Annotated in this window: 11 protein-coding genes; 5 read left to right on the forward strand and 6 right to left on the reverse strand. The window is 44.0% G+C overall.

The features are described 5' to 3' along the window. Positions 1 to 72: 72 nt before the first annotated feature. Positions 73 to 1,662 (reverse strand): peptide chain release factor 3, encoded by a 1,590-nt coding sequence (locus tag G496_RS0105250; protein WP_027178360.1) that lies wholly within the window; start codon positions 1,660 to 1,662, stop codon positions 73 to 75. A 350-nt stretch (positions 1,663 to 2,012) separates the two neighbouring features. Between G496_RS0105250 and G496_RS0105255 the strand changes: the two genes are divergently transcribed. After that, complete coding sequence (locus tag G496_RS0105255; protein ID WP_245577866.1) at positions 2,013 to 2,993, forward strand: SAM-dependent methyltransferase; 981 nt, start codon at positions 2,013 to 2,015, stop codon at positions 2,991 to 2,993. 5 nt (positions 2,994 to 2,998) lie between these two features. Then, positions 2,999 to 3,466 carry an ATP-binding protein gene (locus tag G496_RS0105260; protein WP_169725734.1) on the forward strand — a complete coding sequence of 156 codons (468 nt, stop codon included), beginning with the start codon at positions 2,999 to 3,001 and terminating at the stop codon, positions 3,464 to 3,466. Between the two features lie 3 nt (positions 3,467 to 3,469). Here the strand turns inward: G496_RS0105260 and G496_RS0105265 are convergent, their stop codons facing one another. From G496_RS0105265 to G496_RS0105285, 5 genes are all read right to left on the reverse strand, one after another. After that, positions 3,470 to 9,880, reverse strand: a complete 6,411-nt coding sequence (locus tag G496_RS0105265; protein WP_027178363.1) for an AAA family ATPase — start codon at positions 9,878 to 9,880, stop codon at positions 3,470 to 3,472. Positions 9,881 to 10,127: 247 nt separating this feature from the next. Further along, on the reverse strand, positions 10,128 to 11,096 hold the full coding sequence (locus G496_RS18900; RefSeq protein WP_051294843.1) for a nickel/cobalt transporter: 969 nt from the start codon (positions 11,094 to 11,096) through the stop codon (positions 10,128 to 10,130). 13 nt (positions 11,097 to 11,109) lie between these two features. Beyond that, on the reverse strand, positions 11,110 to 11,712 hold the full coding sequence (locus tag G496_RS0105275) for a DUF1007 family protein (protein ID WP_027178364.1): 603 nt from the start codon (positions 11,710 to 11,712) through the stop codon (positions 11,110 to 11,112). 53 nt (positions 11,713 to 11,765) lie between these two features. Further along, complete coding sequence (locus G496_RS0105280) at positions 11,766 to 12,347, reverse strand: TetR/AcrR family transcriptional regulator (protein ID WP_027178365.1); 582 nt, start codon at positions 12,345 to 12,347, stop codon at positions 11,766 to 11,768. Positions 12,348 to 12,780: 433 nt separating this feature from the next. Continuing rightward, positions 12,781 to 13,401, reverse strand: a complete 621-nt coding sequence (locus G496_RS0105285; protein ID WP_027178366.1) for a TetR/AcrR family transcriptional regulator — start codon at positions 13,399 to 13,401, stop codon at positions 12,781 to 12,783. 412 nt (positions 13,402 to 13,813) lie between these two features. Here G496_RS0105285 and G496_RS0105290 point away from each other — a divergent pair, with 412 nt between their 5' ends. From G496_RS0105290 to nifS, 3 genes are all read left to right on the forward strand, one after another. Continuing rightward, on the forward strand, positions 13,814 to 14,164 hold the full coding sequence (locus tag G496_RS0105290; protein ID WP_027178367.1) for a hypothetical protein: 351 nt from the start codon (positions 13,814 to 13,816) through the stop codon (positions 14,162 to 14,164). 483 nt (positions 14,165 to 14,647) lie between these two features. Beyond that, entirely contained in the window at positions 14,648 to 15,484 is an 837-nt protein-coding gene (gene nifU / locus G496_RS0105295; RefSeq protein ID WP_027178368.1) for a Fe-S cluster assembly protein NifU, read from the forward strand. A gap of 1 nt (position 15,485) precedes the next feature. Further along, positions 15,486 to 16,682 carry a cysteine desulfurase NifS gene (gene nifS / locus G496_RS0105300; protein ID WP_027178369.1) on the forward strand — a complete coding sequence of 399 codons (1,197 nt, stop codon included), beginning with the start codon at positions 15,486 to 15,488 and terminating at the stop codon, positions 16,680 to 16,682. Positions 16,683 to 16,687: the final 5 nt, after the last annotated feature.

Below are 16,687 nucleotides of genomic sequence, written 5' to 3' on the forward strand. Positions count from 1 at the left end.
CATAACTGCTCCATCTGCGGAAGCGTTACACATCAGCAATAAAAAATAACGTCATTTCCCCGGAAATGTTCGTTATTGATGTTCCCTTGTCTTGTTGAAAGATATTTCAGGCCATTCTTCTTCAGCCTGCTGGAGTCTCCACTGGCTGGGAGCGAGAAAAGTAAGATTGTCGTCCCCGTCCAGAGCCACAAATCTGGGGTATCTTTTTTTAATACCCTCAAGTTGTTTTTTGTCCTTTGAGTAAATCCAGCGTGCTGTGTAGTATTCAACCGGTTCGTAAAGGGCCTCGACTCCATACTCGTTTTTAAGACGGGACATAATCACGTCAAACTGCAGAACTCCTACAGCTCCGAGAATGTTGTCATTGTTACCGAGAGGCTTAAACAACTGTACGGCACCTTCTTCGGCCAGCTGATGCAATCCCTTGGTAAGCTGTTTGCTTTTCAAGGGATCACGCAGAATTACTCTGCGGAAATGTTCAGGTGCAAAGTTCGGTATGCCGGTAAATTTAAGCTCTTCCTTCTGGCTGAAGGTATCACCTATTTTTATGGTTCCGTGGTTGTGAACACCGATAATATCGCCGGGCCAGGCTTCTTCGACTCCGGTACGGTCCTGAGCCATGAATATGGTGGCGTTTGCAATCTGAATTTCTTTATTAATGCGATGGTGGCGCACTTTCATTCCGCGGGTGAATTTCCCTGAGCAGATACGCATAAAAGCAATACGGTCCCTGTGGGCCGGGTCCATATTGGCCTGAATTTTAAAAGCCACTGCTGAAAATTCAGGTTCAAGAGGGGAGACTTCTCTGGTTGTGGTCGCTCTCGGCCTCGGGGCCGGGGCAAGTTCCACAAATGAATCCAGCATTTCCTGAACCCCGAAGTTGTTGATGGCACTACCGAAAAATACCGGAGTCTGTTTTCCGTCAAGATAGCGTTGGCGGTCAAAAGGATAACCGGCTCCGTCAAGCAGTTCCAGTTCCTCACGCAGCTGTTCAGCGTTATCACTGCCGATAAGCTCATCAAGGTGTTCACTGTTTATGTCATCAATTACTTCACCTTTTTGTATGCCTCCGTTGTGGGTGGCTGAAAAAAGATGCAGTTTCTTTTTGTGGATATTATATGTTCCCTTGAAGTCTTTTCCCATACCTATGGGCCAGCTCAGGGGAGCGCATTCAATATTAAGGGTTTCTTCGATATCCGACATCAGTTCGAAAGGATCGAGTCCTTCACGGTCGAGCTTGTTTATGAAAGTCATGATCGGAGTATCACGCATGCGGCAGACTTCCATCAGCTTGCGGGTCTGGTTTTCAACACCTTTGGCGCTGTCTATAACCATAAGAGCCGAGTCAACAGCAGTGAGAACCCTGTAGGTATCTTCGGAAAAGTCCTGGTGACCGGGAGTATCAAGCAGGTTTACCTCATAGTCCTTGTAATGAAATTTCATAACCGAAGTTGTTACCGAAATTCCGCGTTCCTGCTCCATTTTCATCCAGTCGGATGTTGCATGGCGGTTGGCTTTTCTTGATTTTACCGTTCCGGCCATCTGAATAGCCCCTCCAAAGAGAAGCAGTTTTTCAGTCAGTGTTGTTTTACCGGCGTCAGGGTGGCTGATTATGCCGAACGTCCTTCTGCGTTCAACTTCTTTTTGTATCTGGCGTTCCAGTTCGTTTTGCATATTATATTCCTGAATCCTTTCGGATAATGATTATTATGAAGTATTATGCTGTGCCGACCAAGTGCGGCCCGTCCCGGAAGGGGGTATCAGTAATTCCGCAAAGGTCAAGTCTTCTTTGTGTCATAAAACTTTTATGGAATAGTTTCAGACAGGAAGTTGCATAACTTAGGGTAGTGAACTATCAGCAGTATAATGATAGTCGGACGGAGAGCATCCTAATTAAATATGGCATGTTAGACAATAGTTTGAATTAAGGTTGGCTTTACAGGGCAAATAAGGGTAATATCAGGCTCTGAATTTGTTTTGTGTGCGGATGTAAGAATATTATGGAGGAAGTTATGTCAGGCGAGATAGTGAAAAAGGCCAGTTTAAGGCTTTTGCACCGTCCCCCGATGAAAGATCTTCTTTTAAAAGACGGTATTTTCAGACGCTCTTCACTGGATGATGATCTTGAAGAGGCCGGAGACGGCAGTACTCCCTTATCAGATGCTCTGGTTCTTAATATTCTGGTAAAGTTTTTTTACGCCTACATTTATCCGGATTCAGTACAAAAAGAGCTGTCCTTGGAAGACGTTACCCTTCTTTTTGATCAGTTCGCACACAGAAGGCTCGGCAGTGAAGTTCTTGATGAAAAGGTTGAGCTGAGAAAAATTCTGCTCTCGTACGGATTTGCTCTCTGCATGCTTGGTGATATCCCCAGAACAGCTCACATATTCAGTGCCATAGCCGGAGGACGAACAGAGCCGGGGGATGTTTTCAGAGGGCTTGATATCGGCTCCGGTACTGGAATCCTCATGCTTGCGATGTTTGTCCGGGCCGGAAGAAATGGATTCAAAAATATTTCACTTGCAGGAATAGAGCGTAACCGGGCCGTGTGCGAGAGAACAAATGAAGTTCTTGCAGGCCTTGCTGCCGGGAGAGTGATTGTAACAGATGCCAAGAGACCGGAAGCTTACGGTATGCTTGGGGGACACAAGCTTGATTTTGTTGCCAACGAGACTCTGCCGAGTATGAATAAAAGTTTATGGAAAGAAGATTTTGTTTTTATCTGCAAAACCATGTTTGAGACGATACCCGGTCAGTTGTCCGAGACCGGTTTTTTCCCGGAGGGAGTTGTTGTCGGGCGCTCACCTCAAGAGGAAATGCATATTTTAAGCAGAGAAAATAAATTCAGCTATGCAGGTGAGTACCCGTTGAGGCTGATGAAGCCTTATGCTTTAATTATGGATGGCGTTCCAGTTGCTCTGGATGCTGTCGGAATTGAACAGAGGCAATATATTCCCGACTCCTGGCTGTCAGTGCTGGGGAGGAGATGGTAATGGGGATGAGCGATAACTGTAAACATGGTGCCTGCGATTTCTCACTTGATGAAGCTGAACATGAGCTGGAGGGATTCTTCTGCCTTGAAGCATCATTCAAGGGCAATATTGAATGCTCTGCTCAGGCCTGCGAAAAACTCATGGATTCAATAAGCATGTCACCTGCTGCGGGTGACTGGTTTGAAATTTCGCTGCTTCTTCAGGAAGCCGTCAACAATGCCGTTCTGCACGGGTGCAGCAACTGTACCGACCATGAAGTAAAAGTGACTGTGTGCAGCAACGGAAGCACTGTTGAGGTCCATGTCAAACATAACGGGGCGGCCTGGGACTGGCAGTCTGAAGACTGGGATCTTCCTGACCCTGATTCCGTCTGCGGGCGCGGGCTTTTCATTATCGACAGTTATGCTCACGAAAAAAAGATAAGTGATGACGGCCGCAGTATGGTTCTTATCCGCCGTTTGGGGAGCGATTAGGTTTTACATTATTTTTTTACCAATATGCTCCTCTATGGCTGCCAGCAGGGCTTTTTTCTTTATCGGTTTTGAAACATGGGCGTTGCAGCCGCTTTCAAAGGACATCTGGGCATCTTCCTGAAAAGCATTTGCCGTGAGAGCCAGAACAGGAACTCCGGGAAGTTCGTTCTCCTTTTCGTATTTTCTTATGGCTCTGGTTGCTTCATGGCCGTCCATGACAGGCATTTGAATATCCATAAGAACCAGATCGAAATCTCCATTAATATATTTCTGCAGTCCTTCTTTACCGTTTCTGGCCATTTCAAGGGAGTACTCTGTTTTTTTAAGATACATATCAATGACAATGCGGTTGTCTTCAGAGTCTTCAACAAGCAGAATTTTTTTCTGATGGCCGTCATCATTTTCAATGGTATGCTGCTCATCAAGGTGAAATGATATGACTTCTCTTCCGAAAACCGCATCCGGGTCATTTTCGGGTGATTCCCCGAGTATTTCATAGCCGGCCATTCTTGGTGCGAGCGGGCGTTTTATTACCGCTGCTCCAAGCTGTCTGGCTCTTGAAACTGATCTGGGTTCAGGGACATTTTTCATAATCATGATCAGCATCCATTCCTCGCAAAGGTCTTTGCGGAGAATTTTCAACACTTCAAAATTATCAACATTACCTTCCGGGTCTCCCACAATCAGCACATTGTTTTTGCCGTTGTTCAGGTTTGCTTCTGCTATATGCGGGGCAGCAGCCTCCGGTTTTGATGCGCAGAAAACCTTTGCTCCAAGCCGGGATATACCCTCTGCAAAGTTTTCTCTGGCAAGGCCGTCACGATCAACAATAACAATGGTGTGCTTACTGAGATCAGGGCTTTTTTCTTTTTCCGGAGCTGCTTTCATTTTTGAAGTGAATACAAATGTCGATCCCTGACGCTCAACGCTGGTGACAAAAATTCCTCCGCCCATGAGCTCTGCCATTTTGGCTGAGATGGATAATCCCAGTCCCGTGCCGCCATGAGTGCGGGTGGTGGAAGAGTCCGCCTGAGAGAAGCTTCCGAAAATATTGTTCTGCTGTTCCAGAGGAATCCCCGGTCCGGTGTCCTTGACTTCGACCCGGATGAATCCTTTGGATGTGATGTCGCAGTTGATAAGTATTGAACCGCTGCTAGTAAATTTCATGGCATTGCCGACAAGGTTCAACACTATCTGTCTGAAGCGGTTCGGGTCCCCCTCAAGCATTCTCGGTACTGCCGGAGCCAGCCTCCAATGGAAGTCCACGTCATTGCTTTGAGCTCTCATAGCGAAAATTGAGCCTGCTTCTTCAAAAATAGTTTCAATATCAAAAGTTATGCTTTCAAGATTTATCTGTCCGGCTTCTATTTTGGAAAGATCCAGAATATCGTCAATAAGCGCGAGCAGGTTCTGGCCTGCCTTTCTGAAAACCTGCACACATTCCCTTTGAACCTTGGTCAGCCGTGAATCCCACAGCAGATCAGCCATTCCTATGATTGCATTCATGGGGGTTCTTATCTCATGGCTCATATTGGCGAGGAAACGGCTTTTAGCCTGATTTGCGGCATCTGCTGCGATTTTAGCTTTCTCAAGCTCATGGGTTTTTTTCTTTTCAGTAATGTCTTCTATGATGCCGTCATACCATAGCGGATTCCCATTCTCATCGTACATTACCGAGGTGGTGGCGTTAATCCAGATAGGAGTACCATCGAGCTTCTGCATCTGGAGTTCGCGGTTTCGTATCGAACCTTTTTCAAGTATTTCTTCTAATATTTTTTTTCTTCCCGCGGGATTTTTATGCAGATTAAGCATCGGGGTCATCTGCATATCCTTCCACGATGGATAACCGAATATTCTTGCCAGAGCTCTGTTGCCTTTTATCAGCCTGCCGAATTCTCCTGTTTCTGCGCGGTAGACTCCGGCATTAATGCTTTCGAGCAAGGCTCTGTTCTGGTTTTCAGAATCAATAAGATCCTCATAGAGTTTAGCGTTTTGTATGGAAATTGCGGATTGTGAACACAGGAGATTAAGTATCTCCATGCGGTCTTCAGTGAAAACTCCGGTATTAAGATTGTTTTCCAGATAAAGTACGCCGTTTGTAGTCTGCTGATTTACAATCGGCATGGCGAGTACTGATTTAGGCCTGTTGCGGACAATATAACTGTCTATGGTGAACGGGCCGTGAGAACTTGCGTCCTTAAGGACAATACTTTCACCTGTTCTGTAAACATAGCTGACCATGTTTTCACAATAGTCATTGCCTGATTTCTCGGGATTCATGTTTACATCAAGTTTTTCCGAAGTGACCTTGGCGGATACCGCAGGTACCAGCTCCTTTTCAGCAACCATCAGCAGATATGCCTTTTGAGCTCCCGCACTTTCAATGACGCTCGACATCAGTTTATGGAGCAGACGGTCCAGCTCTATTTCTCCTGAAATTGCCTGCGAAGCTTTGATTACCGCCGCTAGTTCTAGAGATTTTTCCTGCCTGCTGAGGTCCTTGTTCTCTTCTCCGCCAAGACTGAAAATAGTTTCATCTGAAAATAGAAAGATGTTTTCCTTTAAAAGTTGTCTGGATTTGAATGTTGCCCCCCATTCGTCATATTTACGGCAGGCATCAGCCATCAGGGAGGAGCCTGATCTTTTACCGTTTAATGAAAGATGAAATCTGGCTGACAGTTCATAAGCAAGAGCTTCAAAGTTCATTGCTCCGTTTTTGCGGCAGGCTGTAATGGCTGACTCATAGAGGCTCAATGATTTATCCGGTCTGCCGGTTATCCTGCAATATTCAGCACTGACAAGCAGATGAAAGTGTTTGAAATTCTCTGGGCAGTTTTTACTCCACGTTTCAAGTTTTCTGATTATCCGCTTAATTTTCTTTTTAAAAATTCTTCTGCGGTAGCCAGGCTCTTCATGATGGCAGAGACTCATATTAAGAGCCATCAGAAAGTGAAAAACGGGGTTGGTGTACATTCCGAACAGGGAGCTTTCTATCTCTGATTCAATTTCCTCCGCAATGTTGAGTGCTTCTCTGTAACGGCCGAAAAAGGTCATGATAATAATTTGTGACAACCGGCATAAAGTAACGACAACGTTATTGGAAGCTTCCTCGGCTGCTTTGATCAGATCATCTACTTTGAAAGAGTTGCCCTCAAGGCTTCCGTGGAAAAAGGTTTTCCCGTTAAGGGCAAGAATCATGTGTTCTACAAGCTTTAATGTCCCGGCTGAGAGTTCATTATTGGTTTTAATGCAGTAATCCAGATGTCTCTTGGCTGAAGCTCTGACATCATGGAGTGGCTGTCCCATGAAAAAACGGTAGTAAATAGAGAAATAACCGGCGTAGCGGGCATAGTTGGCATCGCCGTGTATCTGTGCTGAGCTGAAAGCTTTTTCAAGAGTTTCAATGCCTTTTGATAGCGGCAGACTCCAGTGTTCCAGAATACCGCCGCGCAGCATCATCAGTTTGCTTTCTGTCTCAGGCATGCCGATTCTTTTGAACAGGCGCAGGGATAAATCTGAAAACTCCACAGATTGTTCAAAACGGTTTTCAGCCGCCAGAATAAGCGCGTAAAACATATAGCAGAAGGGCGAAGATGGTGCGTTTCCATAGACTAATGACAGGTTCAGCATTTTAAGCACGGTCATAGTCAATAGTCTTTTGTTGAGTATATAAGCTGGTGCAGAAAGATTCATAAGCAGAGACATAACCATAAGCATGTCCTTATCCTGCATTAGCGGTAGATTATATAAATCTTCTATATTTTTTTTGAGTGTTCTTGCTTTGATTATTGTCAGTTCTTTGAAAATGGATAATCTGCCCGGATTCTGGCGTATTTTTACGCCGAAGAGAGCAAGTGTTTCAAGAGAAAGCTCCACTGCTGAAGAGTGCTTGCTGTTTCCGGTATAAAGAAGAATTTTGGCTGTATTGATTTTGGCAATATCAAGTCTGTTTTTTGCATTGTCCTTCAGAATTTTGAATATCCGTTCGGACTGCTTTGTATTGCCGCGCATATATTCACTCTGGCTCCATTCAAGATGAAGCTTGAAGTTCAGCGCGTATTCACTCTTCCAGGAGTGCTCAGGCAGTCTTGATGCCGCAGCTGAAAAATGTTCAGCCGCCATGTCATAAGCTGTGCTTCTTTTAGCTCTGCACCCGGCTTCAAGAAAGAGTTCTGCCACTCTCTTGTTTTCCTCCGGGTTTTCAAGAATTTGACCGGTGGCAGAGTACTGCGAGATTATTTCAAAAATTTGTTCGTCTTCATTTTCGCTGTTCAAAGAACTGAGCAGGATTCTGCCTATCCTGAGGTGCAGGGAACTCCTTTTATTGCTTTCGAGCATAGTGTACGCAGCGTGCTGAATTCTATCGCTGGCAAATGACAGTTCCACAAGATCATCAAGATCAGTAGAGTTTGTGAGTGATTCCAGACTGATTTCAGAGGCAGGAACAATTATCCCCTCTTTCATCGCTTTGGAAAGATAGGATATAATTATTTCTCTATCCATATCAGCCGTAAGTACGGTATGTTTGAGGCTGAATTTATTATCAAAGCATGAAACTGTTTTTATTAATTCCCTTACTGACGGATCAAGTTTCATGATTTTACCGACCATCAGTTTAACGATATCACCGTTGAAATAGTTCTCCCTTATTCTGTTTATGTCCCATTTCCAGCAGGATTTTTCATAATTGAATTTAATCATTCCGGACTGGTGCAGCTCTTTAAGATATTCTTTGACAAGCAGAGGATTTCCTCCGGTTCTGTCAAAAACAAGCGAGGTGAGGGCTTGAGTCTGCTGTCTGGGGGCACGCAGAGTCCGCGATATGAGACCATGCACATGCCTGAAATCAAGTCTTTCCAGAGCAATGGAAGTTACTTTGCAGTCTGTTTCTTTCAGGCCGTCAATAATTTCATTGGTTACTCTGGCCGCACCATCGGCGGTATCTCTTATGGCTCCGATTATTAAAAGGTGGCGGGTAGTGGTGTCGCCACCAAGTTCTATTATCAGGCTCAGAGTTGAATCATCAGCCCACTGTAAATTATCGAGAAACAGGATCAGGGGTTGATCAAGGTTTGGAAAAAGGCGCACAAAATTTTTAAAGACTACATTGAAACGGTTGCGTGTTTCCGTAGGCGGTAGTTCAGGAGGAGCGTCATGCTTGCCTACAATAAGTTCAAGCTCCGGCATCACTTCGGAAATTATGGCCACGCTTTCACCAAGAACATTGTTAATCCTACGTTTCCACGCTTCTATAACGGGTTCCGGTCTGGCAAGTGTTTTGCGGATAAGTTCTCTGAAACACTGAATAAGAGCATTAAAAGGAGTGCTGCGCCCGCCGGGTTCGAATCTTCCTGAGACAAGTTCGCCTCGGGATTCTATTACAGATTTGCTGATATCTCTGATCAGGGTTGTTTTGCCTGAACCCGGTTCTCCGCTGATAAGAACTATTTCTCTGCTGCCGAGAATTGTGCGTTCCAGAGCCTTTATAAGAATTTTTTTCTGCTGTTTGCGTCCGTATAAACGTTCAGGGAGAGTGAACGTATCGGAAATATCATCTCCGCCAAGTAAGAAATTGGATGAAGTTTTTTTCCCTTCAACGATATGTAAGCATTCCGTAAGGTCACTTAAAAGTCCTGATGCACTCTGGTAGCGGTCTCCAGAGTTTTTAGCCAGCAGTTTAAGAATGATGTCGGAAAGACATGCCGGGATTTCGGGATTTATCTGGTCAGGAGGAGTTGGTTCTTTAGCTATGTGGCTGTGGATAAGCTCCAGCTTGTCCCCGGCCTCGAAAGGAACTTTACCGGTAAAGAGTTTATAAAGTACTGCTCCGAATGAATAATAATCAGAGCGGAAGTCCATCATCTTGTTAATTCTGCCGCTTTGTTCGGGAGAAATATAGTTCAGTAATTCAGTGGAGATTAGTTCAGGAAGAGCATTTGATGCCGGAACCGGAATTTTTGCAGCAAACTGAAGGTTGCAGACCACAACATCTGCAAAGTCGTGACTGACCATGAAGCTTCTTGGTCTTATATCCCGGTGCAGAAATCCCTTTTTATGTATTTTGCCCAGTGACTGGACTGCCTTGATTGTAAGTTTCAGCTTGTCATCTATTGAGTAGTCGGGATTGCCTATAATGCTGCTGAGGTATGTGTAACCTCTGTCTGCGATGATCATAGCCAGACTTTCGCCGCTTCTTTGAATATTCAGGACCTCGACAGTTCCGCTTTTATAAAGTTCAGAGGCTATGGCGAATTCATTACGCAGGCGGCTGACTATCCGCTGGGAAGGGAAAGCTGTAGATGGTGTTTTAATTATTACCGGCATTCGGTCGTGACTGCGCACGGCCCTGTAGACCATGTAACTTTCACCTGAGAGTAAAAGAATTTTATCCTGATATCCTGCTAAATCTATCATTTTGAGCATCTGAAAACAGCTTGAAAGTCCATTTCAAAAAAAGTTTGCCTGAGCCTGACTTCAAATTAGCATTATTGGATAAATATGTCATTTAAGATGTTAAAAAGGTTTTTTAAGCCTCCTGATGATTTTGGCAGAGTGTTGCGGTTAGCAGGTAATGATTGCTGGTGCTTTCTGTACGCAGCGCTATTGTCCTGTTTTTATGGTGTTTTTAATATGAAAATATTATGAGGAGTATGGGATAAAACTATGCCTCAAGCATCAGTATACCGAAAGCTATCACGACCAGTGATCCTATGAGAGAAAGAGCGGAAGGTATGAATCTTTTTATGCCGGAGTCTGAGCTGCTACAGTTTATCGCTTTGCGGGTGGTGAAAGCTGTAAATGCGAAAAGGAATGTTGTTATGGCCATTCCGGTTGCCAGCACGACCATGGAAATAAGTCCGGCCCACATGATCCCTGTGGAGATGGTATAAACCAGTATTATGGCGGCTCCGGGACAGGGGATGATGCCGGTGAAAAAAGCTACCGTGGCCATTTCGGAAATTGAGGCGTATTTTTGTGGAGAGGGGCTTTCCTGCTCAGGCTTTAATTTTTTAATGATTCCGCTAATTGAACTTATAAACAACCATAATCCTATAAGAATGATGATCGAAAAGCTTATGTTCTGCATATAGCTGCTGAATCTTTCAAACCCGGACATCCCTGTTTTCAGCAGAAGATAAGCTCCACAGATAGCAATGGTGGCTGAACCTACATGAACAAGAGTTATCATCCATGAAAGAAAAGCTGTTGAAAAAAGCTTTCCTTCACGGGTCATGAAGTAGGCACAGACCACGGATTTTCCGTGACCGGGTCCGATTGCGTGGATTACCCCGTAAAAAAAAGAAAATGCCAGAAAAAGGAAGAATGATTTCCCAAAAGGATTTGAATGAATTTTATGGCCGAACATCGCCATCTTTCCACGCAGCATTTTCTGCCATAGCGAAATTTCAGTCAGCAATTTGCCATAAAGTCCTGAATGACTGTGGCTGTATGGCGCAGGGGTGACGGCTTCAGCTGAATCAGTTGGAGTAGCCGCTGGAGATGATATTTTACCCTGTTCCTGACTTGGGGGAGTGAGGAAAGGGTTTGTGGTTCCCGGTACGGCGTAAGCATTGATTGCTGCCAACAGTAAAAGAGCCGCAACTGATATTAATATTAACTTTTTATTCATGGTAGTTTTAATCTCAGGGATTGATTGTCAGTATGGCTCCATCCGGAACGACCTGCCCATAGTAATAGGAAAGCTCTTCAAGCTGGTTAAAATCGAGGGAAACCTTCTTTGAGTCTTTAAGACCTTTAATTTTATTGTTTTCAGCGAGAAGTATCGCAGTGTAGTAGGTCTTGTCGTATATTGCAGTCAGCAACCGGTGTTTTTTAGCGCTGAATTTTATTTCACAGGGTATGAAAAAGTTATAATGCAGCAGTCCCTCTTTTACAAAAGCTTTAAATTTTTCAGCCGTAGCTACACTTATGTGTTTTCCGTCCAGATTCAGGTGGGTAAAATAATCGAAGTTTTTTAAATTTATGAACGCCCCGTTATATATGCTTTTTTCTTCTGCCGGGGAAATTTTGAGATCGTTATTTTTATCGTGTTCGCCAAGAACCATGGACCCGAACATCTCGTCAAAGATCCAGTCTTCATTTATGCCTGCAAGACCTTTGTCATTAAAGACAAAGGTCAATTGACAGTCTACAAATACATGGGGGTGGGCGTAAGATTTAACCGGCGAAAAAAATGAGATCAGGAGTGAGAGTAAAAATATCAATAAGTTTAATTTCTGGGGCATCTTTTGAGGTTAACCTGCTTAGTTGATTGGTTTCAAGTTGATTGAGCAGCCTTCTACCTTGATTTAATACTTCTGACAACGAAATCAGCGGTCTCTTCATATAAATCAGGCAGGTCGTATGGTGAAAGAAAACGTGTGCGGACAGTTCCGACTATATTGGAATAAATTATAGTTGAAGTGTCGTCTATGGAAAGCGGGCGTATGCTTCCGTCCTCGATACCTTTTTTTACACAGACCCTGATAATATTCAGGAGTTCCTGAAATTTTTTAGCTATTTTGCCACGGTCCATCTGAATCTGGACATCACTGAAAGGGGAGCATCTTAGCAGAATCGGAAAAGTATTACGCTGTTTCAGGGTAAAACCAAGATAAGTTCTCATATAGGATGAAACGGCTTCAATACCGCTTTCAGTCTCATTTATAGCTTTGTTGATCTCAATCATAAGTGCGTCAACCATTGCTATGCCGGCAGTGAGAAAGAGCTCTTCTTTTGAACCGAAGTAATGCGAGATAAGCCCGAAAGCCACTCCTGCACGTTCGGAAATCATTTTAACAGTTGTCCCTGCATAGCCATAGCGGCCAAATGTTTCCTGAGCGGCGTAAAGTATTGCTTCTTTTTTGGTTTTTTCTTTCATGGCGGTCTATTGTGTTGAGGGTAAGTTTTTCTAGGCCGGAATTAATCCTTTGAGGATGTTTAGTTCCAGTGCCTACGGAAGGTTGTGCGTTTCTTTTTTACGGCACAACTGGAATAAACTTCTTTGGCAGACTGGTCAAACCCGGATATCGTAAAATGCCTATAGTTAGGACGTATGGCAGGGGAAATAGATTAAAAGGGGTAGCGTCCTTACCTTGTGAAAGCAATTGTGGAGCAATATAAAATGATAGGACATGAAGTAGTCGCCATTAACTCAGCAAGAGCACAGGGTGAAATATAATCAGGAATTGTTTTAACTCTGGTTCTGGTTTTAGCTGGCAGCCACAGTTAAGGGCAGTCTTGTGTAGTGTATTGTTGTGGTTGTTGTTCACGGCCTTTTCAGATAGAGGCCGGTTATTAATCAGGTCCGGCATTTAGGGGAAAAGCAGCCCGCGCAGCATCACCTTCATTGTCCTTTCAATACGTTCCCAGCCTTCATCCGTCTGAAGTTCGATCCCACCGAAAGTCCTTGTATTCAGTGACCTGATAGCCAGATAGTTAAAACCGCTTCCAATCAGAGCCACGGCTGCTCCAAGATCAATGTCATCCGGAACATCTGGTTTGAGATGTTCAAAAAATTCCAGTGCGGTTCGTTCTCTGATATTTTCAAGCTCTTCTGACAGGGCTGATCTTTCCATGATTTCCCAACCCAGAATTCTAAGGGTTTCCGGCCTGATGAAGAGAGCCTTGCGCATGCTTGAGAAGAAAGCTTCGATCTGGTCTTCCGGTGCAATCTCTGGACATTTTTTAGGAGCCAGTGATATTAATTCAGAGGTAAGAGGCCAGTAAATGCCAGAGTCTCCCAGCTCTTTTATCAGATTTCTCATGCCGTGAAATTGTCTGAAAAGGGCTTTTCTGGTTACTCCGGCCTCATCTGCAACATCGTCCGGGGAAAAATTTATAAATCCCTTACAGGCTAGGGTTTTATAGGCTGCCTTTAAAATATTGTCTCTTGTAGACGAGAGTGAATTTATTGAAACTACTTTTAAGCTCATATTAAAAAATGCGGCTGGAATTGGTGATAGTCAACCCGGTCGGGATGATTATTCTGGTAACTGCAATATAAAGTCTAAAAGTCTGCATAGTTCAGTCCAAAATTAAATTAGCATAAATGCCAGTTTTACGCTTTTGATTCCTTTGCCGGGCTTCAGACACAGCTTATTTGGTTCTGCCATGAGGGGAGGGGTGATTTTTGTTGTGCTCATAAAATCCAACTAAACGATACATAAATTGGTTTTAGTATTTATTTGATATTATAAATTTTTTTAGATTGGACTCGACATTCTTTTGACCTTGTATGCGCAACTCTATATTATAAAAATAATTAATTATGCTGTTAGCAAGCCTTATTCTGGCGGACTGGATATTCTGGTCGCTGTTAATATGGTTTGGTCTGGAGACTTTTTCATGTTCGATTTACTTGACAATTGGGTTGATATTTCAACCGATTACTTTTTTGATCACCCAGCCCTGCATTGGGTGGTCGCACTGGCTTTTGTTCTTTATGCTATTGTTGCGGAAAATCCATACGAGTCCGGGACGAGTGAACACAGGAGGCTTATGTTCTGCCGTATAGGGCTTGGGTGCCTTGCTTTAAGCTGGCTTTTCGGACTCCTTGGTCTGATCCTCGCTGTCACTTCATTCATTATGGGTGTTCTGGTACTATCTAAAAGAGTAGATTATGGGGCTTTCCTTATTTTAGGATCATTATGTTCCGCTCTTTTTTGCATCCTTTTTATCGACCTGCGCCCGCTGTAGCTGTAATGGGCTTGCTGGGTTCTATAGAAGTTCTGTTTGGTGGATCATGGGTTCTCTTTGCGGGGCAATAATTTCAATTGAATTTCATATTTGTAGTTGTTTAAATTTATAATTAGTCTATCATATTGAAATATTATATTTTTATTTATTAATAATAGTTCTCATTAAAAATTATACTTTCCATCCCTTGATTTCCTATCATTAAGGTATATATTACTTGCACGTCGAAGGAACAGGGCGTAAAATAAACCATACTAAAAAGGTATGAAATTTAATTAAGTTTAACACGGCTATGCATTTAAAGGTTTACTGACGGATTGCTTAAGCCATGTTAAAGTGAGAATAATATCTGCTAATGTCTAAGGCTGACAGCACGGATAAATATTTCTACTGGATAAGGATTCTGTGTAATTTTGAAATATTGCATAGCTATTGTTAAATAATTTAACTTCCGTGATAGGCTGAGTCAGCCGGGGAGGAAGTATGTGGGAATATACTGAAAAGGTAACAGAACATTTTCTTAACCCTAAGAATGTCGGTAAAATTGAAGATGCCGATGCCGTAGGAGAAGTCGGATCGCTTTCATGCGGTGACGCTCTGCGTTTGTTTCTGAAGATAGGTGAAGGAGAACGTATTGAAGATGCCAAGTTTCAGACTTTTGGCTGTGCGAGTGCCATTGCTTCAAGCTCTGTATTAACAGAAATGATTAAGGGCATGACTCTTGATGAAGCCGCAAAAGTGACTAACAAGGACATTGCTGAAAAGCTTGGTGGTCTCCCCAAGGAAAAGATGCACTGTTCCGTCATGGGGCAGGAAGCTTTGGAAGACGCTATAAGAAATTACCGCGGTGAAGAAGCGGCCCCCGCTCCTGAAGGCGAAATTGTCTGTAAGTGTTTTGGCGTTACGGACGTGCTTATTCGCAGGGCTGTTGAAGAGAACAATCTTACAACAGTAGAAGAAGTGACCAATTATACCAAGGCTGGTGGAGCATGTGGTGATTGTCACGAGAAGATAGCTCAAATTATCGCTGAAGTCAGAGGCTGCGCTGCTCCTGAAGTTTCAAAGTCCGATGAAAAGGCCCCGATGACCAATATTCAGCGCATGCAGCTTGTTACAAAGATCATTGATAATGAAATTCGTCCGGCTCTCAAGAAGGACGGCGGTGACATTGAGCTGATCGATATAAATGGTACCGAAGTAACTGTTTCTCTGCGTGGAGCCTGTGTTGGCTGTCCTTCAAGCCATATAACTCTCAAGAATCTTGTAGAGCGCAGACTGAAGGAAACTGTAGAAGAAGCAATTACTGTAAAGGAAGTGTAGCATGACCCCGATATATTTTGACAACAATGCGACAACAATGGTTGCCCCGGAAGTTCGTGATGCCATTATTCCTCTTTTGAATGATGAATACGGTAATCCCTCAAGTATGCATAATCTTGGTGAACGTTCAGGCAGACTGCTTGCCGAGGCCAGAGGGAAAGTTGCCACAGCTCTGGGTTGCAGCCCTGATGAAATAATTTTTACCTCATGCGGCACCGAGGGTGATAATACTGCAATTCATTCTGCTTTGCAGTCCCATCCTGAAAAGAAGCATTTCATAACTACAAAGGTTGAGCATCCTGCGGTACTCAATGTTGCCAACCATCTTGAGCGCAGTGGGTATGATGTTACCTACCTTGGTGTAGACAATCTGGGACGTCTGGATCTTGATGAGCTTCGGGCAGCAATACGGCCGGATACCGCGCTTATTTCTGTGATGTATGCCAATAATGAAACCGGAGTTGTGTTCCCCATAAAAGAGATTGCGGAAATAGCTCGCGAGCACGGAGTTCCGGTTCATACTGATGCTGTTCAGGCCGTTGGAAAGATAGATATCAATCTTGCGGAGCTGCCGGTGGACTATCTGGTATTCTCCGGACACAAAATTCATGCTCCCAAGGGAGTAGGTGTCCTTTTTGTCCGCCGTACAGCACAGTTCAGACCGTTTCTCCTTGGCGGACATCAGGAAAGGGGACGCCGTGGCGGCACTGAAAATCTGCCCGGTATTGTCGGCCTCGGGAAAGCCATCGAGCTGGCCAAAGCCGGTATAGAGGAAGAAAACACCCGAGTACGCGCTATGCGTGACCGCCTTGAAAAAGGGCTGATGGATGCTATTCCTGACGCGATTGTAAATGGTGACCCCGAAAACAGGCTGCCCAATACCTTGAGCATCGCTTTCAAATATATTGAAGGTGAAGCCATGCTGCTTATGATGAACCAGTTCGGCATCTGTGCCAGCTCCGGCTCGGCATGTACTTCCGGTAGTCTTGAACCTTCACATGTTCTAAGGGCCATGGGCATACCTTTTACTTTTTCACACGGTTCATTGCGTTTTTCGCTTTCCGTGTACAATACGGAAGAAGAAGTTGATACCGTGCTTAAAGAGCTGCCGCCGATTATTGAAAGACTTAGAGCTATGTCTCCTTTCAGAGAAGGTGACGAAGGTCTGGACTGGGTTGAAAAACATTCGCATGATTAAATAAA

It is taken from the genome of Maridesulfovibrio bastinii DSM 16055, from assembly GCF_000429985.1.
Taxonomy (GTDB): domain Bacteria; phylum Desulfobacterota; class Desulfovibrionia; order Desulfovibrionales; family Desulfovibrionaceae; genus Maridesulfovibrio; species Maridesulfovibrio bastinii.